Consider the following 25,197-nt stretch of genomic DNA (forward strand, 5'->3'; position numbering starts at 1 on the left):
GTCCGCGTCGGCTTGGGCCACCAAAGTGATGAACACCCGCTCCCACGTGCCATCGACGGCCCACATCCTCAGCCGGTTGTAGACACCTCGCCAGTTGCCATACCTGTCGGGCAGGTGGACCCACTGGGTCCCGGTCTGGAACTTGAAGGCGATCGCATCGATCACCTGCCGGTGCTCCCTCCACCGGCCGCCTCGCTTCGGCGGCCGGTCCGGAAGCAACGGCTCAATCCGCGCCCACTGCGCGTCAGTCAACGGCACACCCGGACCAACGACCGGCTGATCCAAACGAAACTGCCTAGGGGGGTGACTACGACCCCTCTGCGGCCGCGCCGCTCACTATCTCGCCGCACCCTGCTCCTGGGCGGGCTCGGCGCCCTGGCCGCCGTCGGCGTACCGACCATGGCCGCCTGCAGCACCGTCATACCGATCACCTTCGACCCCACACAGAGCACCTCCGATCCCACATCGAGCGCCACTAACCTCGCACCGAGCGCCAACCTCACCGGCCATACCAACTGGGTCCGCTCGGTGGCGTTCAGCCCGGACGGCAAAACCCTCGTCAGCGGCAGCAGCAACAACAGCGTGAAGTTGTGGCCGACCCGCTGACCCGGTAGATCATCACCGCTTCAGCCCTACCGCCAAAACCCGGCCCGATCCCCCCGGAGGCCGGTTGGGGACCAGATGATCCGCCGGAGGGAATCATAGAACCAGGCTTCTGTGATCGGAATCCATAGACCTCGCGCGGCCGCGCGTAGACCCCTCGCGAAACTCTGAAAACTCCTCGCCTCCAGACCGGTTACCTCACGGCGGTGGCCACCGCCGAAACCGCCCGTGACCTGGGCGGGGATCGTGGCCAAGGGGGGCGCGCCACGCGCCCCCCTGTGCGCGGGGGTAATTCCCTGTGGGGATGTGCATTCCCCGGGGTGATCCGCCCGGCCGGACTCGGCTGGTCAGTCGATCATCGACCTGCGGCCCGTCTACCACCGTCGTGAGGAACGTATCCGCGCCCACGTCATCTTGTGCTGGCTTGCCCTGTTTCTGGGTCTGCAGACTGTTACCTTTCACGGTCCCGGTCGGCTTCCATCAGCGCACCGAGCCCACCAATGTCCATCGTGACCTGCTGGTCAAGCTCGGCATCACCTCGCCTCAGTAGGTCATCGAGTTCGCCACCCCCCTTCTGACCTCGGACCCGTGCTCGAACTCCTAGAGACACGCCCACTCGGTATGTCCCCGCATGTTTTCCCAGGTCAGGTGCCGTTTTCGAGCTCTAGCCGCTTCGAATTACGCGGAACGCAGGCCGTGGCAGGTTGTTTTTAGAAAGCGCCACAACGGACGGCCCAGGCCAAAAGCTTGATCCGCCCGAGAGCATGGAGCTCGTGGGGATGACGGCTCCCGTCGGCGCGGTCACCAAACATCATCAGCCGGAGCATCCGGTGACTTCGTCCTGCCCTTCATCTAGGAGGGACGTGACGACCTTGTCGCGCCGCATCGCCTACACGAGAACGAGGAAACTTAACAATGACATCTGTGAGACCACTGCTCGTCACGCTGGCCGTGCTGCTCGGCGTCATTGCCGCCCTGTTCATCGGCTTCCTGGCGAAGATGGGTGGGGCCGAGACCCATGCGGCGGTCAGCAAGGGTGGCGTGGCTTTCGCCGGAACAGTGACACTTGCCCTGGCGATCATAGCGAGCCTGGGCTTGTTCTAAACAAGTTCTCGACAGTCACTATCTGCGGGTTCATGTTCGGCTAAGCATGTGTCGACAAACCCTCTAATCCCATCATCCTTCGCGAAGGCACAGGAGGGAATCAAGACCTGCGTGGTGCGGGAGCGGAGGCCGACCAGGGCGTGAGGTCAAGTTCCGGATATCGCAGTGCCATGCCGGCCAGCGTCTGCGCAGTCCAATAAGAATGCCCTGGTGGGGGAAACCCGAAGGCTTGGAGTTGGCGAGGTGTAGCGCGGTGGACGAAGTCGACCCATTCTCGTTCGAAGCTGCGCCCTGCCCATCCCACACGTTGCCCCCACGAGAGGCTGGATGGCCGGAAGCCCAGGTGCATGCTGTAGCGGGCGCCGCGAGGTGCTGTTAGTTGAGTGCCTCGGTGGAAGGTACCGGACTCGAAGGCGATGACCGTTCCGGCGGGCCCTGCACCAGAGACCTCGGCCCCGTACATCTGTGGGCTGCCGCTGTCGTCGTTGAATCGCCATGCGCTGTGCTGTCCCGGCCGCAGGAACCAGTTCGGGACGGCGGGAATGTCCGCCGTCTGCGTACGTGAGAGGAGATGTGGCGGTCCGAGCTCTTCGGGGACGTCGGAGAGGAAGACGAACATCTCCAGCTGCTGGCAGCCCGGTGCCGTGCTGGGGACCAGCAGGGTGTGGTTGAGGTAGTCGCGGTGCAGGTCCTGGTCATAGTCGCAAGCACCGGTGTACTTCGCCCACGCCTCGGCCGTGTAGATGTGGACGTCGCTGTCATCCAGCAGGGCCTGGGCGAGCGCCAGGATGCGATGGTTCACCGCTAGCAGGCTGATCTCGGTACTGGCGAAGGGGAATGTGTCGATCCCGGCGAACTCGTCGCCGATGAAGCGTCCGCGGCGCGGGTCGGTGCCATCATGGAAGCCGTCGGCGGAGGGGAACAGCAGACCCACTTCGCTCACCGCCGCCGTCAACTCCTCTGCAGGGATGAACCCCGGGAGGATCACGAAGCCATCGGCCCGCCAGTCCCGCGCAGCGCTCTCAAGATCCATCCACCCAGGATCATCCGTACGAGCACCACAGGCAATCGATTTTTCATACGTACGGGTTCCTCCGGCCCGCTGGACCAACTGAACCGCACATCGCTACCTGGCGGCTGGGGACACGTTCGGGAGCGGAGGGCCGCCTGGGCGGAATCTACGCGCTGGAGCGCATCGCCCGCGACTCGGCCCGCGACCAGCCCACGGTCATGGAAGTCCTTGCGGCCTTCGTCCGCGAACACTCCCGAAACGCCGAGGCCAACGCACTGGGAAAGAGGTTGAGAACCGACCTGCAGGCCGCAGTTACCGTAATGGCCGACGCGTTGTCGGTCAGGACTCACCAGTTATGCGGATTGACCTCACCGGCGCGAAACCGAAGACTGAGCAGCCGCTAACGCTGCGGCACCTGCCCCACCCCCAAGACGATGGAACAGCTACCTCAAAGCCCCAACCTCTGCTGGCTTTCCCGCCTTTAAGGAAATGTCAGGTGAACAGAGGCCGAGGAAGGGAGGTGACCGGTGTGCTGGTTGTCGTGATCGATCCCGAGACGATGACTGCCTTGGTCGCGTTCGTGGTCATGAGCGGGGAGGTGCTGCGGGAAGTCCGGCACAGACGCGAACGAAGAGCCGCTGCCGAGCACGCTCACCAAGAAACGATCATGGAGGTCGTGCGTCTGGCCCGTGTAGGCCAGGCGCGATCAGCGTGCTCATCCTGGCACCACCAGGACGGCACGACCTCGACGGCTGCGGAGACGCCCTCGTGAGCGCGCCGCTACCGCAACCGGACCGCCCCGCCGCCAGAGCCGTGGCACTGCAGGCGTGTCCGGTCGATGAAGGCCTATCGGAGTTCTTCGTGCACCAGCGTCGGCCGCTGCTCCGCTATCTGCTGGCTCAGGGCTGCGCCGACAGCGACTGCGACGACATCGTCCAAGACGCTTTCCTGATCGTGCGCAGACGTTGGGCAACCATCGCCTACTACGACGACCCCAAGGCTTATCTGTACAAGGTGGCGATCCGGCTGTGGCACCGACACGCCGCCCGCAACCACCGAGGCGGCTACCGCGACGACCACGAAGCCCACCTCGCCGCGCGAGCCGAGCCCGTTGACGCCATCGCCGGCCTCGAACTGACCCACATGCTGATCAACTGGTTTCGTCAGCTGCCCGATCGACAGCGCGACGTGGCCGCCTTACGCCTCATCGCCGATCTGTCGGAAATACAGACCGCCGAGATCCTGGGCATCAGCGTAGGAACCGTCAAGTCACAGCTCAACGCGGCCAGGAAGACCCTCAGACGACTCAAAGACCGTGACGAGCGCACCGTTTGCGACCAGCCGAGGCAGAAAGGAGGCTCCTATGAGCATTGATCAGCTGGTTCGGCACCTAGCGACAAGCGGCACCGGCGACGACGACCACGACGACGAGGCAGCCTGGGCCCGGTTTACCGCCGCCGCTCAGCGCGTCGACACCGATCCGGGTGAGGCGGCGCGTATCGACCAGCTGGCCGAGGCCATCGACACGGAGCTGTCGGCCTATGACCAGGGCTTGGCCGCGCTGGATCACGGAGACGCCGAAGCGGCCCAGACTTTCTTGCTGCGGGCGATCCCCGCAGGCGCCGAGAACACCGCCGCCCTCGTGACCCACCTGCTGGCCAGGCGACCCGATGACTTCATTGAGTCGGATCTTCGCCAAGCCGTGGCCGACCTTCGAGCCGAGCGCCTCATCGTCAACGCCGCCTACCGGCGGCAGAACACCACTGCCGCGCGGCTGTGGCACCGCTCGATGCCGCCTCACCAGGCCACGACCAATATCGACGCCGACATTGAGGACCTGGCCGAGGTGCTGTTGGCCGCGATGGAGGCCAAAGACCCTCACACCCTTCACCACAGTCAACGCATCGGTGAGATGGCGGCGCTGCTCGGCCGGCAAGTCGGCCTGTCCGACGATCACCTGGCGGCCGCCCGCCTGGGCGGGCTACTGCACGACATTGGCAAACTCGCCGTCCCCGTCACCGTGCTACGCAAGGCCGGGCCACTGACCGAACACGAGTTTCAGCAGATCCAAGCGCACGTCACCCACGGCGTGAGCATCGTCGGCCAGGTCCCGCAGCTGCGCGACGTTCATGAGACGAACGCGGCCGCGACTCTCCTCGGCCACGCTCTCGATGGGATCTTGTATCACCACGAGCGCTTCGACGGCCGCGGCTATCTCCATGGCTTGGCGGGCCATGATATCCCCGAGATCGCCCGCCTCATCGCCGTGGCCGACGCCTTCGATGCGATGACGACCGCCCGCTGCTACCACCCTGCGCTGCCCATCGAGAAGGTAGTGGCCGAGCTGCACCGTTATGCCGGCAAGATCTTCGACCCCACCATGATCGAGGCGTTCATGGTCGTTCTGGACGAGCACGGGGAACAGGTCGAATATCTCGCTCGTCTGGATCGGGCTACTCTTGCCGAACACGGAGAGCAGGAGTCGAACACGCCCGCCGACATCATGCAGATCATCGATCGCCGATAAGAAAACCCCCAATGTCTCATCTGCGGGTGCCCACGGCACGGCGTGCGGCGCGCCCCCTTTCTGGCAGGGCGTTCGGGGCGTAGGACCGTGCAAGAACTACGCCTTGCCCGTCGCGGGACCGGCGCGCAGCGCGGCCTCGGCCGCGCGCTGGGTCCGCTCGTGGGTCAGCGCCTCGCGGGCGGCGTCGACCTGTGCGCGGGCGGTGGCCAGCTCGGCGGCGTGATGCTGTTCGCCGGCTCAACGCAACCGTTCCCATCGTTTCTCCGTCAGTAGTCCAGAGCGCGGTTGACCAGGTCGGCGACCTCTGTGGCCGAGGCGCGGAAGTAGCGGGCGGTGGTTTCGATGGAGGCGTGCCCGAGGAGGGCTTGGATCTGGGCGTGGTCGGCGCCTGCTTCGCGCAGTCGGGTGGCGTAAGTGTGCCGCAGCCGGTGCGGGCGCAGGCCCGGCAGTCCGGCGTCCTTGCCGACTGCGCGGACGACGTCGGTGACGCCGTCGACCGTCAGTCGTCCGCGCTGGCCGGCCCATAGTCCGTCGCCGACCGCGTCGGCCAGGGCGGGACGTGCGGCCAGCAGTTCGGCGCGCGCGAGCAGCCAGGCGGTCAGCCGTTCGCGGGCCGGGACCGGCAGCGGGACGGTGCGGACCTCGTCGTCTTTGCCGTGCAGGCGGGCGGTGCCGCTGCGCGCGGTAATCGGCACGTCGCTGATGCGCAGGCGCTGGCATTCCTCGGCGCGGGCTCCGGCGCCGAGCAGGACGGCGATGAGGGCTGAGTCGCGGGGACCGCGCCGGTCGGCGGCGCGGCGGACCGCGTTCTCCTGCGCCCGGGTCAAGGCATCCGGGGCTCCGGGTTTGGGCACCCGGGTGCGTTTGACCGCCAGGCGCAGCGCGGGCCCGTGTTCATACAGCAGCGTGACGGCGGCCAGCGCCTGGTTCACCGTCGCCGGTGAGGCGCCTGCGGCGAGCAGTTGGCGGCGCCAGGCGGTGACGGCGGCTTCGGCGCCGACCAGGTCGACGAACGCGTCCGCGTGCTCGGCCGCGTGCGCGAGCAGCCAGTCGCGGTAGGCGATCGCTTGACGCCGGTAGGCGGTCACCGTGTTCGCGGCCAGCGCGCACCGGTCGAGATGCGTGCCGAACGCGGCCAACGCCATCTCCGCGGCCGCGGTCACCGATCCCGGCTCAAGGCCGGGCCGGATCGCCACCACGTTGCCCGCCTTGGAGCCACCCCGATCGGCAACACGGTTGTCGACTTGACCGTCGCCTCGATCGCCATCGCGATCGTCAATCTGGTTGTCGGGTTTGCCGTCGCCGTCGTTGTTGATCTTGTCGGTGGCGCTCGCGGTCACTCGCCGGACCCCTCTCCTTATTATCCGGGGAGTTTTTCCGGCGTTAGCTCCGGCCTCGCTGTGACCTTCATTGATAAGTGGCGGTGAATCTTCAGCGCTATCTGACTGCTCTGTGGTGGTCGTTCGCAGCCGCAGTATTGCGGTGTTGACGTGTCAGTTGCCGAGGAGGCGTCGCGCGAAGAGCATGGCGTCAGCTGCTGAGGCGTCATCTGTGACAGCGCTGAGGGCCTCGGTCGAGGGAGTGGAGATGAATGCCTCGATCGCGTCCATGTGTTCGGGCTGCAGTCCGCGGCGTTGTGAGGGTGCGATCAGCAGAGCTCGGCCGGTTTTGGTGAGTTCGTCGTGCACTGGCCCGGAGGTGGGCACTTCGACGTCGTCGGTCCAGATGAGTCGTCGTCCTTGGGCGAGGACCTGGCGTGCGGCGGCGAGTTTCGCCGCCGCTGCGGCGGTGTCGGTGAGGTGGTCGGACCAGGCACGGTCCAACCGGGGTAGGGCGAACAGTCGTTCCACTTGGTCGGCGTCGGGGCACCAGGTGCTGCACCAGCGAATCTCGACGATGCCCGCGTAGTGCAGCGTGCGGATACGTTCGAGCAGGGCCGGCGCCCAGCGCATACGGTACGCCTCGCCGGCGGAGTAGGCATTGCCACTGCGTGGGGCGGCGCCCCAGCCGGGCCGGGAGACGTTGATCACCCCGTCGACGTCAAGTAACCACACCGGTCGGCTCATCAGTTTGGGGGCCCGTCGTGCTGGTGGTCTGACGAGGGTGAGGTAACCGTGTTCACGATCCGTCTCCTGCGGGTTGCGGGGTGAGGTAGCGGTGCAGGGAGGTTTTGGGGATGCCGGTCTTGGCCGCGACCTGGCCGAGGGTGTGGCCTTGGGCCTTCAGGAGGCGGGCGTACTCGATTTTGTCGGCCGGGTGGGCGACGGGGCGGCCGATGTGGCGGCCGGCGCTCTCGGCGACGGCGCGGGCGTGGGCGGCGCGCTCGGCGGTGAAGGTGCGTTCCATCTCGGCGAACAGGGCCAGTAGCAGGAAGGCGATGCGGCCCATGCCCTCGTCGGTGGTGTTGATGGGCAGCGGGTCGGCGAGGGAGCGTACGCCGATGCCGCGTTCGGACAGGTCGTGGACGAGGTTGAGGACTTCGCGAAGGTTGCGGCCCAGCCGGTCCAGGGTGTGCACCACGATGGTGTCGCCCGCTCGGGCGTAGGTGAGCAGGGCGGTCAGGCCGTCGCGGTCGATGCTGGTGCCGGTCTTCTTGTCGGTGAAGATCCGCTCGTTCGGGATGCCGGTCGCGGCAAGGGCGTCGAGTTGGCGCTCCAGGCTCTGTTTGGTGGTCGAGACGCGGGCGTAGCCGAGTTCGAGTCCGCGGTGGGGGTGATCGTGACCGGTTGCCATCCCAAGATCGTACCGGAATTCATCTCCGTACCGTGATTATGGAACGCTTTTTGTGGAACGATTTCCGGAACGGTTGGGGGTGGGTTTTCGCGGCTTGAAGGTCGGCGCGGGCGAGGTGTTCCACTTCCAAGGTTGTGGGACAGCCTGCGAACGATCACCGACCCGGGTGATTCTGATGGAATGCGCCCATCTGTGGCCGGACGACCGGATGATCCGGTTGCCGCACTCGCCGAGCTGACCGAGGAACAACGGCAGCAGGCCATGCGCCGCTGGCGGCTTCTTCGCCCCCATCTGGAAGACGGGGTTGCGATCACCCGGCTCGCCGCCGACACCGATGCCTCGCCGCGGACCTTGCACCGGTGGCTGACCGCCTACCGGAACGACGGGCTCGCGGGCCTGGCCCGCCGCCCGCGCGCCGACAAGGGCCGGCGGCGCTTCCCTGCCGACTTGCGGCTACTGATCGAAGGGCTGGCACTGCGCGAGCCGCGGACCAGCATCGCCATCGTTGCCCACCAGGCCGCCGAAGTCGCCCGAGACCAGGGCTGGCCGATCCCGTCCTACGCCACCGTCTACGACATCGTCCGCCGGATCACCCCGGCCATGGCCACCCTGGCGCTAGAAGGGGACAAACGCTACCGGGATGTCTTCGACCTGGTGCACCGCCGCCAGGCCGAGCGGCCCAACCAGATCTGGCAGGCCGACCACACCCAGCTGGACCTGTGGGTGATCACCCCCTCCGGCCGACCGGCCAGACCATGGCTGACCGTTATCCAGGACGACCACTCCCGGGCAATCGCCGGATACGCGGTCAACCTCGGCGCCCCCACAGCGTTGACGACCGCGCTGGCACTGCGGCAGGCGATCTGGCGCAAGAGCGATCCCAGCTGGCACGTGTGCGGCATCCCCGAGATCTTCCACGTCGACCACGGCAGCGACTTCACCTCCCTGCACCTGGAGCAGGTGATGGCCGACCTGCGCATCCGCCCCGTCTTCTCCCTTCCTGGCCGACCACGCGGCCGAGGGAAGGTGGAGCGAATCTTCGGCACCGTCAACCAGATGTGCCTGGCCCACCTGCCCGGATACGCTCCGCGCGGCACCCACGACCGGGCCGGGCGCGCCCAGCTCACCCTGGCCGAACTCGATACCGCCATCGGCCACTTCATCCGCACGATCTACAACCACTCCCCGCACGGCGAGACCGGCGTCCCGCCGCAGCAGCGCTGGGAATCCGCCTCGTTCATCCCCCGAATGCCGGACTCCCTGGAACACCTGGACTTACTGCTGCTCAACATTGCCAAACCCCGCAAGATCCACCCCGACGGGATCCACTTCCAGGGCCTGCGCTACCTGGATCCGGTCCTGGCCGCCTACGTCGGCGACAGCGTCGTCATCCGCTACGACCCACGCGACATGGCCGAGATCCGCATCTTCCACACCGGCCGGTTCCTGTGCCGGGCGATCTGCCCCGACCTGGCCAACCGCACCATCAGCTTGAAAGACATCACCGCCGCCCGCAACGCCCGCCGCCGCGACCTGCGCTCCCAGCTGCGTGAACGCGCCAGTGTGGTCGACCGCCTGATCGAGACCCACCAGGTACCCGACCCCCGGCCGCTCCCACCGCCACCCACCCCTGCCCAGGCGCCACCGGCGCGGCGGCTCAAGCGCTACCGCGAGGAGTAACCATGCATCCCGGCTCCGGCCCGTCCGATCCGGTACCGCCCATCCTCGACGACGTCCATCCTTCGATCGATCTTGTCGAGCGCGCTTTCCCGCCGGTCGAACTGTCGGGACCGCAGGTTCCCCTGGACGATGTCGCCTTCATCGTGACCAAGGAACATCGCCGCTTCATCGAATTCGCCGACTCGGTCCGCCGCGACTGCTACATCGGCCTCTGCCATGGCCCGCCCGGGGTGGGCAAGACCCTGTCGGCTCGCCGCTACGCCTGCTGGCAGGAGGTGGCGCCGCTGCTGCGTGCTTCCTCCCGCAACGTCACTCTGGGCAAGGAGCGCGACGACTGGCACACCCTGCTGTACACCCCGACCGTCAGAGCCACCCCGCGCACGATCGATAAAGAGCTCACCCACATGGGCTGGGACTTCGCCACCCTGTGCGCCCCCGACCCCTACGACCGGCGTACCTTCACCGACCCGCACGGCCTGCCGGCCTTCGTCGAGCTGCTCATCGTCGATGAAGTCGACCGGCTCAAGACCACGGCCCTGGAACAGCTGCGCGACCACTACGACCGCAGCCGGTTCGGCATGATCCTCATCGGCATGCCCGGCATCGAAAAACGCCTGGCCCGCTACCCCCAGCTCTACAGCCGGATCGGCTTCGTCCACGAATACCGGCCGCTCTCATCCGATGAGCTCACCTTCGTCCTGCACCACCACTGGCACACCATCGGGCTCAGCCTGGCCGCCGACGACTTCACCGACACCGAAGCGCTGGCCGCGGTCCACCGGATCACGATGGGCAACTTCCGCCTTGTGCAACGCCTGTTCTCCCAGATCACCCGCATCCTGGAGATCAACGGACTACGGACCATCACCAAGGAAGTCGTCGAAACCGCCCGCGAGTCCCTCGTGATCGGCACGCTGTAGCGCTCGGGAAATCGTTCGATCCTTCGGCAAGATCCAACCACTGACATTACGAAGCGCCCAACGTCACTCGCCCTCTAGCTGTTGGGCGTGCAGGTCCGCCAGCCGTTCGGCGGCCGACTCGTCCCCGGCGTCGGCGCGGGCCCGTAGTTCTTCCATCTGGCCCTGCTGGGCGAGCAGGTCCACCAGCCGCCTGGCGGCCCACGCGTCCCCGGCGTCGGCGCGGGCGCGGAGATGGTCTGTGCGGGTTGGGCTGGCCAAGCGGGTCTGGAGGAGGACGTGACGGAATTGCCAGGAGGTTCCGGCCTGACGCAGCACACCACGCAGGTGAGCATCGTGGAGAAAGCGCCACAGTCGCCAGGGCAAGAGATCACCTGTGGCGAGTGACAGATGGATCAGGCGGTAGCGGATCCAAGTCCACCATCCCGCGGCCAGCCCGGCGTTGCCGCCATACACCAGCCCGCCCGCGAGCGCCGCTGCGGCCACGTCGGGCGATCCGGGAACCACGGCAGCGGCCAGGCCCACGATCGATGCCCCGAGCGCAGCGTGCCAGACGGCGGTGTCGGCGGCGGCCCGATGGTTGGCCCGCAGGGTGGCGTCAGGCCCAGTACGGCGCGACATCGGCCGCATCCGCCCCATTCGCCACCTGCCGATCCAGGCTCCAGCGAGCCATGAGCCACGCACCGTATGACCGCTTTGCCGGATCGGCAGCATCGCTGCCGCCACAGCGCTGATCAGCCCGAGCGTCGAACCGAACAGGGGTGCCGACAGCACCAGTCCCGTCAGGACGGGTCCAGTCGCGGCGAACGCCATCCGCAGCAGCACCAGCCGGCGGCGGGCAATCGAGCGGAAGAAGGGCGGGTAGCCCTCCGGCCACAGCGGCTGCCACAGCCTTAAGGCGTTGACCGCCACCAGCCCCGTGACCGCCGCCGCGATAAGCGGCCCGGCCGTCAGGGCGAGCCCCGCCGCGGCGGTGACCGCCCCCACCGCGATCATGACCTTCTCACGCCGGCGACGCACGACGAGCAGGCCTGCCGGTAGCTGCCACCACCACCAGTCCACCCGGCCCGCCTCGGCCAATTGGAAGGCCAGGCAGGACAGCCAGCGGCCCGCCCGCGCCGATGGATAACGGCGCAGCGCCCGCACACCCGGTGGAGCGGGCCGATCGCTCAGATAGGCGTCCGTGACGAATCCGTCGATCAGGCGGGCCCGGATGTCGAAGGCACGGGTCATCCTCAGCAGCTCGCCGGGATCGGTGAGGAGGCTGGTGTAGGCGGCCCGCGCGAGCGACGCCATCAACGGGGTGGACAACACTTTCGCCAGCACACCATCTGGTGAGGCGCGCAGGTGATCGAAGACCGGCTGCCAGCGGGGCCGGGCAACCGCCGGATGTGACAGGAACGCGATGACCTGCTCGGCCGTGACTGCCTGCAGTTCGACCACCGCCGCCCGGGCCAGCTCCGCTCCGAGCGTGGTGATGGCCTGCTCGTATTCACGGCTGCGGCAGGTCACCACCAGACCAGGCCCGGCGCCGGCGTAGTCGTTGAGCTCGCCAACCGCGCTGGCATGCTGAGACGCCGGCAGCTCGTCCAGGCCGTCCAGGATCGGCAGCACAAGACGGTCGGCGATCAGCGTTGCGGCCGGACTGATCCCGTCCTCGCCGATCTGATGCAGACGCGGGTACTCCTCGCCCAGACGGCGGGCCAGGAATGCTTTCAGATGCTCGGCTTCCGGATTCCAGGAGGCGATCGGTACCAGCACCGGTACCGGTGCCCGATCCCGCTCTTCAGGGGGCAGGGTTTGGCGGTGCTGGAGCAGGCCCAGGGTGAGCAGTATCGCCAGGACGCTTTTCCCCGCGCCCGGCTCGCCCAGTACCACCAGACGTCCATGCGGCAAATCCAGGAAGGCCCGCACGATCTCCTCCGCGTGGCCACGCAGAGGCAGCATCTCCCAGTCGGCGCCGGCTTGGTCGTCGAGCACCACGGCGCGGTCGGCGGCCACCGGCCGACGGGTTGAGCGCCAGTGCACTTGTAGCGGCATCGGGTCGTGCAGGCGGCGCAGCACCGCCTCATGTTCCCACTGGTTACGGACCTTTCCAGCCAGCCAGTCGGCAACCCGCTCCAACTCGTCGGCCCGGCCGGTCTGGCTGCGCCGCTCATACCATTCAACGATGATCGCGGCGACCACCAGGAGTACGGTCAGCGTCGCAACCAAGGGCGGCCACCAAGGTTTCTCGACCTGGACGATACTGGTGACCAGGTTGATCGCGGCCGCCAGCGCGGTTGTCACCAGCACCATGGTGATCGGGGAGGGCCTGCGCACACGCGCATCATCACCCTACGGCGAACCCCTCAACCATCGATACCGCCGGAAAGGCGGCGCAATCGATACCTTCCACCCCGCTCAGGCGCGTTCGCCGTACCAGGCCGCCCAGGATGATCTCCCTCGGAACGCGACACCGATTCCTACAGAATCAGCGCCAGATATCCACGAAGATCACAGGGCGGGGCCTGAGCTAACGCCGAAAAAACTCCCCGGATAAGAAGGAGAGGGGTCCGGCGAGTGACCGCGAGCGCCACCGACAAGATCAACAACGACGGCGACAGCGAACCCGGCAACCAGATTGACGATCACGATGGCGAGCGGAGTGACGGCCAAGTCGACAACCGCGTTGCCGATCGGGGTGGCTCCGGGGCGGGCAATGTGGTGGCGATTCGGCCTGGCCGTGAGCCAGGGTCGGTGGCGGCCGCTGCGGAGGTGGCGTTGGCCGCGTTCGGTGCGCATCTCGATCGGTGCGCACTCGCGGCGAACACCGTGACCGCCTACCGGCGCCAGACGCTGGTCTACCGCGACTGGCTGCTCGCGCATGCCTCCGAGCACGCGGACGCGTTCGTCGACCTGGTCGGCGCCGAAGCCGCCGTCACCGCCTGGCGCCGCCAACTGCTCGCCGCCGGGGCGTCGCCGGCGACGGTGAACCAGGCGCTGGCCGCGGTGACGTTGTTGTATGAACACGGACCCGCCTTGCGCCTGGCGGTCAAACGCGCCCGAGTACCCAAGCCCGGCGCCCCGGACGCGTTGTCGCGAGCGCAGGAGAACGCGATCCGCCGCGCCGCCGACCGCCGCGGACCCCGTGATGCCGCCCTCATCGCCGTCCTCCTCGGCGCTGGCGCCCGCGCCGAAGAAGCACAGCGCCTACGCATCGGCGACATCCCCATCACCGCACGCAGCGGCACCGCCCGCCTGCACGGCAAAAGCGACGAAGTCCGCACCGTCCCACTACCGGTCCCGGCCCGCGAACGCCTGACCGCCTGGCTGCTCGCGCGCGCCGAGCTGCTGACCGCGCGGCCCGCCCTGGCCGACGCGGTCGGCGACGGGTTGTGGGTCGGCCAGCGCGGACGGCTGACGGTCGACGGTGTCACCGACGTGGTGCGCGTCGTCGGTAAGACCGCGGGCCTGCCGGGCCTGCGACCGCACCGGCTACGCCACACCTACGCCACCCGGCTACGCGAAGCCGACGCCGACCACGCCCAGATCCAAGCCCTGCTCGGGCACGCCTCCATCGAGACCACCGCCCGCTACTTCCGCGCCTCGGCCACCGAAGTCGCCGACCTCATCGACCGCGCCCTCGATTACTGACAAAGACCAGGGCGAGCAGTCGTGCTGACCGGGAAGCACACCATCGGTGCTTGCCTGGGCCGAGAGCCTGTGGCGAACACCATCGAGCGGCGCGAGTGCACCTCAGCACGACGCGGCTGATTCACGCAGCCTGCCTTCTCTGCAGCGGGTTTAAGAAGGAACGTGAATCGCGAGCACCGTAACGTCATCATCCTGCTCATACCCCGTCAGCATCCGATTCGTCAGGAAATCAAGGAGCATATGAGGGCTTCTGACAACTTCTAACGGGGCCTCGATCACAGCAGAGCAAAGCTCCGTGAGGCCGGCTTCCAGTCCGCGTTTGCGGTTCTCGACGAGGCCGTCCGAATACAGGATGGCGGTGTGACCCGGCGGGACGCAGAACCGGAACTGCCGGCGGCTCGTGGGCCAGCCCAGCGGGGTACCTGGATCGCCGTCGCACAGCAGCGGCACGCCCTGCGGGGAGACCAGCAGTGGAGGTGGGTGACCGGCGAGCGCGAGCGTGCCCTCTCCGGTGCCGGGCTCGACGACCATGTAGGCGAGGGTGGTGACCTGCTCGTCCTCCTCGGTTGTCTCGAAGACCCTGTCGAGGCCGGTGAGCACCGCGGCGGGTGGTGGGTTGGTCAGCGCCAGGGCTCGCATGGCGTTGCGGATGCGGCCCATTCCCGCCGCGGCCTTGACGCCCTTGCCCATGACGTCGCCGACCACCGCCGCGACCCGGCCGTCCTGGAGGACGAACGCGTCGTACCAGTCGCCGCCGACCTGCATGTGGCGGCTTCCCGAGCGGAACCGCTGGGCGAATACCAGGCCGCGTACCACCGGCAATCGGCTGGGCAGCAGGCTGCGCTGGAGCGTCTCGGCGGTGCGGTGCTCGCGCTCGAACAGGGTGGCCCGCTCAACGGCGAGGGCGCATTGGCCCGCGAGCGCCTCCAGGAAAAGGCCGTCCTCCTGGGAGATCTTCTGCGGGCGGGTGAAGGAGAACCGCAGTGCACCCAGCGCACGGCCCGCGGCCAGCAGGGGCAAGCCCACCCAGGCCCGCTCATCGCTGTGGGTGATGAACCCATCAATCACCACCTCATCGCCTCCAGCCTCCACGAGCTGAGCCTTCAAGCTCTCCGGCGATTCCGCAAAGACAGGACGCTGGCTGTTGACCGTCATCGTCATCACGCTGGAGTGCGACAGCGGGATCTCGTCACCCGGCGCTTCCAGTACGTCCGGGATGCCTCCGCTGCTGATCAGTTTCAGCACGGCCCGATTGACGTCGACCAGTGCCACCGCCGAACGGTTCGCGGCCAGGGCTGTGCGGCCCACGTCGATGATGACTTGGACCACCTGCTCCACAGTGAATGTCTCGGCGAGCATCGCGGTGACGCCCTGCAACCGCGCGGCCCGCAGGGTCGCGGCGCCGAGCTGGTCGGCCAGCCGACTGCGCATCTCTTCGGCCTCCCGCTGCGGGGTGACGTCGGTGTCGGCGGGAAATTCTCCCCGCGCTGTCTGCTGGGTCTCCAACCGGTCGAGAAGGTCCGCGAGTGCCTGGACACGGTGTTCTGCTCGGTGGGCCCGCTCGCGAGCCAGTTCCAGTTCCCGATCCAGGAAGGTGATCTCCTCGTGGTACCGAGCGCGATCGTGATCCCACGCGGCACGCAGACGTTCGGTCTCGACGCGCAGGTCCTGGAGAGCCTGGGTGCGTTCTGTGAGCTGATGCTCCAGGCTCTGGGCATAGCGTTCAGCCTCCTTCCAGCTCGTTACCGCGATCTCCAGCTCGTCGCTGACCTGCCGGACCCGGTACTCGTGCGGGTGGGCAACCTGGAGGGCGGCCATCTGAAGATCGATCAGGTGCGCGCGGACCTCGTCGGTCACCGGGACATCCGCACTCGCGCGTAGGCTCAGAACCTGGTCGAGGAACCAGCGGTTGGTGGGCACGCGCTTGCCATTCAAGTACCGGGATACGGTGCCCTTGTCGATGATCGGATGGAGTCGGCAGAACAGGCTGATCGACATACTCAGGGCAGTGAACTGAGCACGCAGCTCTTCTGCCCAGACCCTTACCGACGGGCTGAGCTCCGGGCTCAACGGCGCTAACTCGACTGGACGGCGGGCGATCTCGCTCACCCGCACATCATCGCCGCCCCAGGCCGCTTTCCGCGACGAACCGCAGCTGTTGCGAGCGTTGCCAAATGTCTGCAACCCCCCGTGCATGACCGTTGCAGTGCGGCGCAACCCCCCTGGATTCTGGCTTTCTAGAACCGAGCATCCACACCCGCTCCGCCGCTGTGCGGCGACATAACGGAAAAAGAGGAATCTTCGTGCGTCGCCCGGTTCAATCAACACCCGCACTCCTGACCATTCGGTCCGCTCTTGTCCTTGGGCCACCCCCGAGCTTCGGTATGGCCGCCGGAATCCTCACAAGGGAGGCAAGACTGCCGCCGACAAGCTCGCCAGCACCTAAGGGGCTTCCTCTGGTCATGACAGTTTCCAGATCCGCACGATCAGCACGCGGAACAACGTCACCCGTCCATCCGAAGCCGGATGACCTGCGTCCCGTATGGCACCCCAACAGCGCTCTTTGTATTCTTTCGATCACTCATGGTGAGAACTAGCGGAGTGTGCCGATTCGGTTGCGCGGATGACCTTGGGGACGGTTGAGTGTGACCGAACAACTCTGGATCCCCTCCCTCCTGAGCGGTCAAGCCTGTGTTTCGGCTGCCTGGGGGAGGCCAGAGCTGTCGACCAGGCTCGCGCGCCGCTCTTGTGTCATCTGCCGATGGCACGAGGGTGCTGCACGAGCCTTTCGTAGTTTCAGAGGGGTTTGTCGGATGTTGTCGATGTTCGGAAAGGAAGGGTGAATGACGGCCATACGGTCCGCTGGCGACGCCGAGCCTCCTGCCCAGGAGCCGCCCGGCGTCTCGGAGCCCTCCTCCTGGATAGGGGAGGTGGCGCGGACGGTCCGGGACGTTGTTGACAGCACTCCCCGGACCATCCGCATGTGCATCCTGATCGCGGTTGCAGCCGCGTCATGGGCCTACTTCAAGTAGCCCGATGCACCGGTGACACGAGGCCCCAGGCTAAGCCCCTACCGAAACCCCGATGCCCGATTTAGCAAGATCGCGGACATTCGATGGTGGAAGACAGGGATTGCCCTGGGGCCTTCGCCGTTCGCACCGCCCTCTTGATGTGGATGTCTCGCAGCGCGATGCGGACGAGGACCCGCAGAGCCTTTTCCCGTGTTCGGAGACGCTCAAGCGCCGGATGACGGCAACGCCCTCAGCCGGTCACGGGCTCAGATCACCGCCGGTTCCGGGGGCGCCAGAAGTTGCCGTCGTGGTGGCGCAGGGGGCTGTCCAGGCTGTTCGCTCGATGGGGTGTCAGGTCGGTGAGTGTCGGTCTTTCCGTGACATCACAGAGCTGGAGCGTTGACGATTCCTGGTGCGCCGTCCACGCCCGCAGGAGGGACTCGGCGAGCGCTTCGGGCAGTTCGCGCGAACCGGGTCGATCCAGACCGGCCGCGGTGGCACGTCGACCTGGGTGGGCTGGTGTCGGCGCGCGATGGCCCGATTCGGCGTTCTGACTCCTGATAATGCATTGTGCCTGGCCACCGCAGCCGAGCCCGATGTGACTCCCCTACTGAAATCGTCCGGCTCCCTCGATGCCCTGGATGCTCAGGAAGTTGTCACGACGAGTTGAAGGCGTAGGCCAGTACGCTCCGTCACCACGATCAAGATCTTTCTCGGCGTCAACGGCTGCCCGCAGTAAGCAAGGACCACCTCACCTACTACCGCGACACCATCGCCACCGGAACCGCCCGCGCCGGTCTGGGCCGCCTGGGCCGCCTGGGTGTTGCGCTCGCCCCCGCCACGGTGGCCCGGCGCTTGTCGAGCCTGTCGAGTCTGTACGGCTCGCCGTCCGCCGCCGCGTCATCGTCCTCAATCCGGCCGATCCGGTCGAGCGCCGGGAGGTCTCCACCGTCGGCACCACCCCGGCCCGCACCGTCGAAGAGGCGACCGCGCTGCAGGACGGCGCCGAGACTATCGCCGCTGCCTACCCGGCCGACGCCGCGGCGGTGGCGCTGCTGAGCGTGTGCGCCGTCCGCGTCGGCGAGTTCGTCTCTCTCACGGTTGGCTCGGTGGTCGTCGACGCCGGGCACACCGTGATCCTGTTCCGGCGCAAGGGCGGCAAGACCGACCGCACCCCGCTCCCGCCCCGGGCGAGCCGCTGTTCGTCGACAAGGACGGCCGCCCCTTCGACCGCTGGCGTCCCACCACCGCGCTGCGCCAGGCCGCGATCGCCACCGGCATCGACCACGCCGGACTCACCCGCACATCGCCCGCGCCACGGCCGCCCTGGACGCCGGAGTGCCGCTGGCCGACGTCCAAGAGTTCCTCGGCCATGCCTCCTCGGCCACCACCCAGCGCTACAACCGCGGACGGCGCAAGCTCGACTCTCACGCCGCCTACCGGATGGCCGCCATCCTCGCCGGAGACGCCTGACCCCGTCAGCGCCAGTCGGTACGGCCGGTCCGGTAGATCGGCCCCTCGTTGATCCGGACGGTCTCCATGTAGGTCTCGCCCTTGTGCTGGGTGAAGACAATGGCGTACTCGCCACCGCAGATCTCGCATGAGCCAGTGAGGACGAGTCGTTGCCGACGTCCCTCTCCGACGGCGTCTCCAGCTAGGACGCTGACCTCCTCGGGGGTCGCGGCGACCTCGCCGGTGATGCCGTTGACGTGCACGTTGGTGAACTCATCACCTTCGGGGCGCGCGGCGATGTAGGCGTGTTCGACATGGGGGCCGGCACCTCACGCGGCAGCTGGTCGACGCGATTGCCGAAAGAATCCGAGCCACCCGGGTACACCCTAGACATGAGCAAAGACAAGCCCACACCGTGGGACGAGGGCGCCAAGGCGCGCATCATGTCCAACACCGCGAAGAACCCGAACAGCCCCAGCGCCAAAAGCGGCCTGAGCCGCAAGGCCCAGTCGGGCGCGGACAAGAACGTTCACCAGCAAGGCGGCGGCAAGCGTCGCTGAGAATTGCCGAATTGTTCTCATAGGGGTCGAGACGGCTGAGAACACGACCGCCGAGGCCGAGATGGGGCGCCGGGTCACTGAGGCATGGAGCTGGATTCGAAGGACGGCGCACCGTCGCCGACCAGACCGCGGCCGCCACGCACGCCCTGGCTCTGCAGCGGCGCGAATTCGAGCGCGCCGAGCCGTTGGCGGTCACGACCAATCATGACTTGACCAAGCCCAATCGCGAACTGAAGAAGGACTTGGCCGCTACCGTCGCGAGGGCGTCATCGGCGGAGCAGGCCGCGACCGTCACGCAAAGCGCCGCCGAGCAGGCGCATACTGTGCTGCTGCCGCATCACGAAGTAATAGGCGTCATAGTGTCAACTATTCCGATATGGTTGATGTCATGACAGCTAATAGCTTCGCGCTCCGCCTTGGCGGGGTGATGGAGGTCGCCGATGAACTCGGGGTGACTCGGCAGCAGGTGACCAAGCTCCGCCAGCGGCCCGGATTTCCCGCGCCGATCGCCGAACTGAGTGCTGGCGCCGTTTGGGACCTGGACATGATCCGTCGGTGGCGCGGCAGCGGTTTGCGTCGCAGCGCGGGTCGTCCTGAGGCGGCGGCCGGCCCACGGTCAGTGGGCCGGAGGTTCGAGCTGGGCAACAAGCTCGGCGACGGCGGATTCGCCAATGTCTACTGGGCCCGAGATCTCGCGGCAGGCGGTGACCAGGCTCCTATAGCGGTCAAGATCCTGCGGGAGGCCGATCCGGACACCGCCGCCCGCTTCGAGCGCGAGCTCCGACTGATGTCTGAGCTCAACCACGTGAACCTGATGCCGGTCATCGCCAGCGGCAACGACTCCGACGTGGGCATGTGGTACGCCATGCCCCTCGCGCTGGGAAGCCTCGCCGACGAGGTCGGCAACATTACGGAGCCGGAGGAGATCGGCAAGGTAATGCGCGCGGTCTGCAGGGGCTTGGCCCATATCCACAGCGAGGGGATCTTTCACCGCGACCTGAAGCCCGAAAACGTGCTGCGGTCCCGCGATGGAGAGTGGGCGATCGCCGACTTCGGGCTGGCCCGCATCGTGAACGAGAGCAGCGTGCTCACCGAGACCTACGACGTCATGGGCAGCCACTACTACATGGCCCCCGAGCAGATGAGGGACTCCAAGCACGTCGACGCGCGTGCGGACGTCTACTCCGCTGGCAAGATCATGCAGGCGCTCATCATCAAGGGCCTGCCCGTCGACGACGACATTCCAGCGGGCCCGTTGCGTGGGGTGGTCCAGCGTGCGATCTCGCCGGACCGGGAGCGTCGCTATGGGAGCGCGACGCAGCTGCTCGACGCGATCGAAGCCGTCTTCAGTCCGGTTCCCACCGGCTTCTGGGAAACAGCGGAGGACAGGGCCCAACGGCTGTTCCCTCGGCTGGAGGCCGGCTACATCGCCGACCCCACGGCCTTCGACGAACTGGAGCAGTGGGCGAACGAGATCGACTTGAACGACTACGACGACATGGGCGAGTTCGCCTGGGCGTTCTGCGCGTTGCCCGTCGAGTCGGTGGAGCGGTGGTGGGAGGACAACCCGACGACCTTCACCCGAGTCTTCCAGGCGTTCGTCCGGCGGCTTGGCGGCAACTTCGGCTTCACTACATGCGACCATCTGGCGAACTTCGCCGAGCGCGCGGCGCGAGTGACCCAGGACCTGGTGATCCTGAAGGAGGCCATCTGCGGGCTCGCCGAACTCGGGATGCATCACAACCGGTGGCACGTCAGGGACGTGGCCGTCACGATGCTCCAGCGCATCCGCGACACCGACGAGGCCCTCGCCGCCCTGGAGGGACTTCGCGAGGCAGAGCCAGAAACAGCCGCATGGACGGTCGGAGACTCGGTCGTGCGCACCTTGCATCCAGCTCTTCGCGCCGGGCTGGCCGACCTCTTCACCGACAAGCCCGGCTTCTGAAACGCTCCCCGAGAGAGTCGGCAGTCTTGGTGACGCGCCTTCAGTCGAACCTGGTTTCGGTGAGGGCGGCGGGTTGGATCAGGGGGCCGTGAAAGGGTGCTTGGCGAGCAGGGCTTCGAAGAAGTCCTGGAGCATCGCGGTGACGGCAGCCTCGTTCCTGGTCAGCTCGTGGCCGCCGAACCTGTACACCTCATACCCCTTGAGCCGCAGCGCCCGGTCTTCGGCGGCCATCTTGGAGTACAGGTGAGGTGAGGCGGCCGCGCCTGCCTCCATGCCGTCGGAGTAGTGCTGCTGGCCGTCGACTTCCAGGACGACACGGGCACTGTGCGGCAGGAGCAGCAGAAAGTCCATGCGCTCGCGTCCCAGCACGCTGTCCTTGCCGCCTCGCTGCCTTCGTGTCTGCGGGTCGTAGTGCAGGTACACCTGCGGGATAAGGGCGGGGCAGCGGATGGTGTGTTCGCGCAGGAGATAGGCCTGGGCGTAGGCGCGGAAGAGGACCTGCTCGGGTTTGCTCGCCAGGGACCTCCATAGCCGATTGCACAGATCTCGTCCGGCATCGAGATCGGATATCTCGGTGGGAAGGGATTGGCGGTCGCGCCACCAGGACAGCAGGTCGGTCCAGGTGAGCCCCTCGGGTGTCAGGGGCTTGTCGTAGACCAGGCAGTTTTCGGCATTGCGCATGATCCGGATGTCGTTGTTCACCGCGTCCCCGAGCACGATCTCAGGTTTGGGTCCGTCCGCAGCGAAGATGATGTTCTTCATCGTCCCGGAGACACCACCGCCGATCCTGCGGCCAGCGAAGATCGGCGCCCCGCTAATCTGGTCGACCTGGACGAGCTCGTACCCGTCATGGGCAAGGACGGAGTTGTAGAAGGCGTGCAGATGCCGGACCTCGACCTGCTCGGGACGTACCACGGGGTGAAGGGTCTCGGCCAGGAACCGCAGGAGCCGCCCATCATGCGCGCCGATGCCGAACCGCTCGTCTCGGTAGATCCAGTCGACAGGGAAGTCGTCGTTGTTGATGCAGTGCTGGATGAGATCCAAGCGGGCGGTGGCGTACCGGGAGTCGAAGCTCGGCATCCGGTCCAGATCGTATAAGCGGTCGAGAAAGGCGACTTCGTCGAGGGTGCCCCACCAAAACAGATCCGGGCGCTCGACCGAGGTGCCCGCCTTCGCCAGCTCATCCATGATTTTCTTGCGGACCGCGTCGAGACCGTCGATGAGCCTACGGCGGGTGACCTCCGTAACCTGGCCGGCAGCGCCATCATGGTCGGCTTGCTGCCCGCTCTGCGTGTCCTCGATGGTCTCCAACTGCGCGAGCACCGGCTCGAACAGGCCGGTGAGGTAGGCCCGCCGCTTGGCCCAGCCTCCCGCATCCGACATTCCCCGGCTCTTCCAGTACTGATGGAAACTGGACTGGTCGCGAAACGGCGGATCGAACACGATGCGAAGACGTCCCAGGACAGCACGCAGAGCCCTCAACGCGACGACGATCTCGGTGTTGTCCAGCCGGAGGTTCTTCCGCTCGGTGCCGTATTCCAACAGCTCGTCCCAGGTCAGACGGGCCAGCGCTGACGCGGCGTCCACATCGGCGAGGTCCTCCAACGGCCCCTTGCACAGCTGCTCCACCCGCGCAGAATCGAAGATCGTTCCGTTCGGCGTTTGACTGAAACCCTTCAAGAAGGGGTTACCGGGAAGCATCGCCGCATTATCCCCTGGCCACTCTGATCTCGGGCAGAGGTGTGCTGAGCCGCGCTACCGAGCACTGAGCCCTCGGATGCAGGAATCACCCCCGGGAGCCGCGGGAGTTCGGGAACATCCATCGCCTCACGTGGCGAACAGGGCGCGAGATTCGAGGTCGAGGCGCGTCGTGGGCACGGCGGCCAGAGAGGGTCAGTTGCCGAATCTGAGGATGATGTGGGTGAGGTAGGCGAGATGGTGACCAGGTCGTCGGGATCGACCAGACGGCCTTGCGCAGCGATGGAGTCTGCGGCGTCGGTGATGTCGCAGGTGGCGGAAAAGATGACGCAGATGGCACAACGGCGGCTCCCCTCGAAGGGGTGGCCGCCGTTCGCGTACCACTGGCCCTACGCCGTCGCTAGACGCGCGGCATCCACGGGAGGACGCTCACGTCCAGCCCGTACGCGGCAGCCAGCCACGCGCCCCTTCGAGTCCACCCGAGGAACGTCCGTCGCGGATCAGGTTCCCCTCGAACAGGCGGAACATCTTGATGTACAAGTCCATGTTCTCGGTGACGTCCAGGGCGTCGTCGTGGATGTCAGCGAGACGACCGCCGAGTAACGTTGTCGACCTGCCTGGCCCCTGGCCTTGAGGTGAGTTACCGCCAGGACGGTCAAGAGTCCGGCGCCTGGTGGGTCATCACCACCTTCCGCGGGTTCCTGCTGCCTGAGCACGGGCACCATGAACGAGCGGCTCTAAAACTGACGCACTCACTCGTCGTCAGCGACGTGCATCATCTGCTCCGTGGCGAGGCTTTAAAACAATGGCTCATCGCTGAACTTCGCTCCCCCGAAGCCGTCCTGCGAGGAAACTGGCGTGGTGGAAGCCCACGGATCGTTTTGTGGAACCCTGGGGGGTACGTACTTCGTACGGTGCCGGATGGGAAGGTCATCATCCATCGCGGCGTTCCATCGCTGTTGTAGCTCGTCGCGATGTGTGATGCGGTCTGGTTCGTCGTATCCGCCTGTGTCTTCCTCATACACGTCGTCGGGGTCGATGTTGGCCAGGACGCACAACGGAGCGTAGATCGCCCACATGGTGGGCCACCGTCCGGGTACCGACAGCCCTTTGAGGACGCGCCGGATCGTCTCTTGACTGGCGGTTCCTTCAAGATCCATTCGGTTAGCCTGCGCCACGATGGCGCGCAGTACCGGGCGGCCAGCTTGCCGGTACATGTAGTGGAGCTCCTCCAGTAGGCGCCGGTGGGGTCCGTCTGGGACCTCGTCCAGGGACGGCATCCGGATGCCTTTGCCCTTGGCCATCGCGCTGCCTCCCTATAACTTTTAGTGGCAAGCGAAGTCTACGTTTGGCAACTCGTGACTTGTCGTGGTTTTTCGATGGCCGTCGTGCACATTGGCTGACCGTCTTTTACCTGGTTGATCCCTTGGGTCCCACTGCTCTGAGCAGGGCTGAGCCTGGATTCGAGCGCCTCTTCGCACAAGCTGTAGGTGGCGCTCAGCAGTGAAGACGAAGGGCGTCTTTGCGTGAGCACTGAGGAGAACGTCTTGGCTCTGCTGACCGTCCGCGCCGCTCTGGTCTTTGGTATGGCCGCTGGCGCCGCATCCATTGCCGTCGCCCTGGCCCTGAAGGAGAGCAAGTCCTGGCCCACCGCGATCCTGATCGGCGCTGGCGCCTTTGTGGGGACCGCGACCTTCGTGAACGGGGTGATCTCGTAGAGAGCCGCTCAGTATGAGGGGATGAAAACTTCTTTACGGCTTCCAGGGCGCCCGCCACCGCGGGCGCCTTCCGCATCGCCGAGCACCCCGGGGGTTACGTCGCGGCGGCCGCCTCGTGCAGGCGAGCGATGTAACGCACGCTCCCGAGAAGGCATGAAAACGCCCGTTGTCCGGGTATGGCCTCTGACATGGGAAAACACGAAGGCTGTATGAACAAGGATCGTTCGCGGAAGATTCAGTCCTCAGGGGACAAGAACCCGGGCGGTGCCACCAAGCAGAGCGGATTCGACCGGCGAGCACAGTCGGCCGCCGACCGTCACGAGCACGAGGAGCAGGAGCAGGACGACGACCGCTGAGGTTCGCCAGGGTGGCCACGCCGGGCTGCGGTTTTTCGGCCGGTCCCGGCCCGCGCCACCCCGCGAACCTCCGCTCAGTTCAGGTCGGCCGCGCTGATCACGGTGAGCTGCTCATCGTCGCCAGCCACGGTCAGTACCGGCATCTGCCCGCCCGCCACGGCGGCTGGGCCGACGGCTCCACCGCACTGCTCGGCTACATCGAAGAGGCCGACCGTTGGAGCGACAACCCGGTCACCGGCCTGTGA

27 protein-coding genes and 1 pseudogene are annotated in these 25,197 nt (G+C 66.7%); 16 read left to right on the top strand and 12 right to left on the bottom strand.

What is annotated here, in order from left to right; all coding sequences use genetic code 11:
• Nucleotides 1-258, bottom strand: a 258-nt coding sequence (locus ABT352_RS38635; RefSeq protein ID WP_350950019.1) for a transposase, incomplete at its 3' end; no start/stop codon positions are given.
• Nucleotides 259-303: 45 nt separating this feature from the next.
• Between ABT352_RS38635 and ABT352_RS38640 the strand changes: the two genes are divergently transcribed.
• The 3 genes and pseudogenes from ABT352_RS38640 (at nucleotide 304) to ABT352_RS38645 (ending at nucleotide 1,707) form a co-directional block, all read left to right on the top strand.
• Nucleotides 304-606: a WD40 repeat domain-containing protein gene (locus ABT352_RS38640; protein WP_350950020.1), complete on the top strand. Its 303-nt coding sequence runs from the start codon at nucleotides 304-306 to the stop codon at nucleotides 604-606.
• 345 nt (nucleotides 607-951) lie between these two features.
• Nucleotides 952-1,153: pseudogene (locus tag ABT352_RS40820) on the top strand (IS1634 family transposase); the annotation flags it as partial.
• A gap of 374 nt (nucleotides 1,154-1,527) precedes the next feature.
• Complete coding sequence (locus ABT352_RS38645; RefSeq protein WP_350950021.1) at nucleotides 1,528-1,707, top strand: hypothetical protein; 180 nt, start codon at nucleotides 1,528-1,530, stop codon at nucleotides 1,705-1,707.
• A gap of 100 nt (nucleotides 1,708-1,807) precedes the next feature.
• Here the strand turns inward: ABT352_RS38645 and ABT352_RS38650 are convergent, their stop codons facing one another.
• Nucleotides 1,808-2,740, bottom strand: coding sequence for a phytanoyl-CoA dioxygenase family protein (locus tag ABT352_RS38650; RefSeq protein WP_350950022.1), 933 nt, complete (start codon nucleotides 2,738-2,740; stop codon nucleotides 1,808-1,810).
• A gap of 499 nt (nucleotides 2,741-3,239) precedes the next feature.
• Between ABT352_RS38650 and ABT352_RS38655 the strand changes: the two genes are divergently transcribed.
• From ABT352_RS38655 to ABT352_RS38665, 3 genes are read left to right on the top strand one after another with little or no spacing between them, the layout of a single operon-like run.
• Complete coding sequence (locus tag ABT352_RS38655; protein ID WP_350950023.1) at nucleotides 3,240-3,491, top strand: hypothetical protein; 252 nt, start codon at nucleotides 3,240-3,242, stop codon at nucleotides 3,489-3,491.
• On the top strand, nucleotides 3,488-4,093 hold the full coding sequence (locus ABT352_RS38660; RefSeq protein ID WP_350950024.1) for an RNA polymerase sigma factor: 606 nt from the start codon (nucleotides 3,488-3,490) through the stop codon (nucleotides 4,091-4,093). The genes ABT352_RS38655 and ABT352_RS38660 overlap by 4 nt, the downstream gene beginning before the upstream one ends.
• Nucleotides 4,083-5,246: an HD-GYP domain-containing protein gene (locus ABT352_RS38665; protein ID WP_350950025.1), complete on the top strand. Its 1,164-nt coding sequence runs from the start codon at nucleotides 4,083-4,085 to the stop codon at nucleotides 5,244-5,246. The genes ABT352_RS38660 and ABT352_RS38665 overlap by 11 nt, the downstream gene beginning before the upstream one ends.
• A gap of 266 nt (nucleotides 5,247-5,512) precedes the next feature.
• Here ABT352_RS38665 and ABT352_RS38670 read toward each other — a convergent pair whose 3' ends face one another.
• From ABT352_RS38670 to ABT352_RS38680, 3 genes are all read right to left on the bottom strand, one after another.
• Nucleotides 5,513-6,586, bottom strand: coding sequence for a tyrosine-type recombinase/integrase (locus tag ABT352_RS38670; RefSeq protein ID WP_350950026.1), 1,074 nt, complete (start codon nucleotides 6,584-6,586; stop codon nucleotides 5,513-5,515).
• 153 nt (nucleotides 6,587-6,739) lie between these two features.
• Complete coding sequence (locus tag ABT352_RS38675; RefSeq protein ID WP_350950027.1) at nucleotides 6,740-7,300, bottom strand: hypothetical protein; 561 nt, start codon at nucleotides 7,298-7,300, stop codon at nucleotides 6,740-6,742.
• A gap of 64 nt (nucleotides 7,301-7,364) precedes the next feature.
• Nucleotides 7,365-7,979 carry a recombinase family protein gene (locus ABT352_RS38680; RefSeq protein ID WP_350950028.1) on the bottom strand — a complete coding sequence of 205 codons (615 nt, stop codon included), beginning with the start codon at nucleotides 7,977-7,979 and terminating at the stop codon, nucleotides 7,365-7,367.
• Nucleotides 7,980-8,159: 180 nt separating this feature from the next.
• Between ABT352_RS38680 and ABT352_RS38685 the strand changes: the two genes are divergently transcribed.
• Together ABT352_RS38685 and ABT352_RS38690 are read left to right on the top strand one after the other, a co-directional pair.
• Nucleotides 8,160-9,659, top strand: a complete 1,500-nt coding sequence (locus ABT352_RS38685) for a TnsB C-terminal domain-containing protein (protein WP_350950029.1) — start codon at nucleotides 8,160-8,162, stop codon at nucleotides 9,657-9,659.
• Between the two features lie 2 nt (nucleotides 9,660-9,661).
• Nucleotides 9,662-10,579 (top strand): AAA family ATPase, encoded by a 918-nt coding sequence (locus ABT352_RS38690; RefSeq protein WP_350950030.1) that lies wholly within the window; start codon nucleotides 9,662-9,664, stop codon nucleotides 10,577-10,579.
• A 63-nt stretch (nucleotides 10,580-10,642) separates the two neighbouring features.
• Here the strand turns inward: ABT352_RS38690 and ABT352_RS38695 are convergent, their stop codons facing one another.
• Nucleotides 10,643-12,865 carry an NACHT domain-containing protein gene (locus ABT352_RS38695; protein ID WP_350950031.1) on the bottom strand — a complete coding sequence of 741 codons (2,223 nt, stop codon included), beginning with the start codon at nucleotides 12,863-12,865 and terminating at the stop codon, nucleotides 10,643-10,645.
• Nucleotides 12,866-13,138: 273 nt separating this feature from the next.
• Between ABT352_RS38695 and ABT352_RS38700 the strand changes: the two genes are divergently transcribed.
• Nucleotides 13,139-14,212 (top strand): tyrosine-type recombinase/integrase, encoded by a 1,074-nt coding sequence (locus ABT352_RS38700; protein ID WP_350950032.1) that lies wholly within the window; start codon nucleotides 13,139-13,141, stop codon nucleotides 14,210-14,212.
• A gap of 150 nt (nucleotides 14,213-14,362) precedes the next feature.
• Here ABT352_RS38700 and ABT352_RS38705 read toward each other — a convergent pair whose 3' ends face one another.
• Both ABT352_RS38705 and ABT352_RS38710 read right to left on the bottom strand, forming a co-directional pair.
• On the bottom strand, nucleotides 14,363-16,321 hold the full coding sequence (locus ABT352_RS38705) for a SpoIIE family protein phosphatase (protein WP_350950033.1): 1,959 nt from the start codon (nucleotides 16,319-16,321) through the stop codon (nucleotides 14,363-14,365).
• A 1,660-nt stretch (nucleotides 16,322-17,981) separates the two neighbouring features.
• Nucleotides 17,982-18,353: a hypothetical protein gene (locus tag ABT352_RS38710; RefSeq protein WP_350950034.1), complete on the bottom strand. Its 372-nt coding sequence runs from the start codon at nucleotides 18,351-18,353 to the stop codon at nucleotides 17,982-17,984.
• Nucleotides 18,354-18,456: 103 nt separating this feature from the next.
• Here ABT352_RS38710 and ABT352_RS38715 point away from each other — a divergent pair, with 103 nt between their 5' ends.
• Complete coding sequence (locus ABT352_RS38715; protein ID WP_350950059.1) at nucleotides 18,457-18,696, top strand: tyrosine-type recombinase/integrase; 240 nt, start codon at nucleotides 18,457-18,459, stop codon at nucleotides 18,694-18,696.
• A gap of 5 nt (nucleotides 18,697-18,701) precedes the next feature.
• Here ABT352_RS38715 and ABT352_RS38720 read toward each other — a convergent pair whose 3' ends face one another.
• Nucleotides 18,702-18,938 carry a hypothetical protein gene (locus ABT352_RS38720; RefSeq protein ID WP_350950035.1) on the bottom strand — a complete coding sequence of 79 codons (237 nt, stop codon included), beginning with the start codon at nucleotides 18,936-18,938 and terminating at the stop codon, nucleotides 18,702-18,704.
• A gap of 129 nt (nucleotides 18,939-19,067) precedes the next feature.
• On the opposite strand from ABT352_RS38720, the gene ABT352_RS38725 reads away from it, so the two are divergent.
• Entirely contained in the window at nucleotides 19,068-19,235 is a 168-nt protein-coding gene (locus ABT352_RS38725) for a hypothetical protein (protein WP_350950036.1), read from the top strand.
• A gap of 74 nt (nucleotides 19,236-19,309) precedes the next feature.
• Here ABT352_RS38725 and ABT352_RS38730 read toward each other — a convergent pair whose 3' ends face one another.
• Entirely contained in the window at nucleotides 19,310-19,441 is a 132-nt protein-coding gene (locus ABT352_RS38730; RefSeq protein WP_350950037.1) for a hypothetical protein, read from the bottom strand.
• 3 nt (nucleotides 19,442-19,444) lie between these two features.
• Between ABT352_RS38730 and ABT352_RS38735 the strand changes: the two genes are divergently transcribed.
• Entirely contained in the window at nucleotides 19,445-19,627 is a 183-nt protein-coding gene (locus ABT352_RS38735; RefSeq protein ID WP_350950038.1) for a hypothetical protein, read from the top strand.
• A complete protein-coding gene (locus tag ABT352_RS38740) occupies nucleotides 19,624-21,180 on the top strand; it encodes a serine/threonine-protein kinase (protein WP_350950039.1) in 1,557 nt (518 codons plus the stop codon). Before ABT352_RS38735 ends, ABT352_RS38740 begins: the two co-directional genes overlap by 4 nt.
• Nucleotides 21,181-21,258: 78 nt before the next feature.
• Here ABT352_RS38740 and ABT352_RS38745 read toward each other — a convergent pair whose 3' ends face one another.
• Together ABT352_RS38745 and ABT352_RS38750 are read right to left on the bottom strand one after the other, a co-directional pair.
• Nucleotides 21,259-22,809, bottom strand: a complete 1,551-nt coding sequence (locus ABT352_RS38745) for an AbiJ-related protein (RefSeq protein ID WP_350950040.1) — start codon at nucleotides 22,807-22,809, stop codon at nucleotides 21,259-21,261.
• A gap of 866 nt (nucleotides 22,810-23,675) precedes the next feature.
• Entirely contained in the window at nucleotides 23,676-24,182 is a 507-nt protein-coding gene (locus ABT352_RS38750) for a hypothetical protein (RefSeq protein ID WP_350950041.1), read from the bottom strand.
• A 243-nt stretch (nucleotides 24,183-24,425) separates the two neighbouring features.
• Between ABT352_RS38750 and ABT352_RS38755 the strand changes: the two genes are divergently transcribed.
• The 3 genes from ABT352_RS38755 to ABT352_RS38765 all read left to right on the top strand — a co-directional run bounded on the left by ABT352_RS38755 (nucleotide 24,426) and on the right by ABT352_RS38765 (nucleotide 25,197).
• Nucleotides 24,426-24,596: a hypothetical protein gene (locus ABT352_RS38755; RefSeq protein WP_350950042.1), complete on the top strand. Its 171-nt coding sequence runs from the start codon at nucleotides 24,426-24,428 to the stop codon at nucleotides 24,594-24,596.
• Nucleotides 24,597-24,805: 209 nt separating this feature from the next.
• On the top strand, nucleotides 24,806-24,952 hold the full coding sequence (locus ABT352_RS38760) for a hypothetical protein (RefSeq protein WP_350950043.1): 147 nt from the start codon (nucleotides 24,806-24,808) through the stop codon (nucleotides 24,950-24,952).
• 11 nt (nucleotides 24,953-24,963) lie between these two features.
• The gene (locus tag ABT352_RS38765; protein WP_350950044.1) at nucleotides 24,964-25,197 is read left to right on the top strand and encodes a site-specific integrase; all 234 of its coding nucleotides are present in this window, start codon (nucleotides 24,964-24,966) and stop codon (nucleotides 25,195-25,197) included.

It is taken from the genome of Streptosporangium sp. NPDC000563, from assembly GCF_040299985.1.
GTDB lineage: Bacteria > Actinomycetota > Actinomycetes > Streptosporangiales > Streptosporangiaceae > Streptosporangium.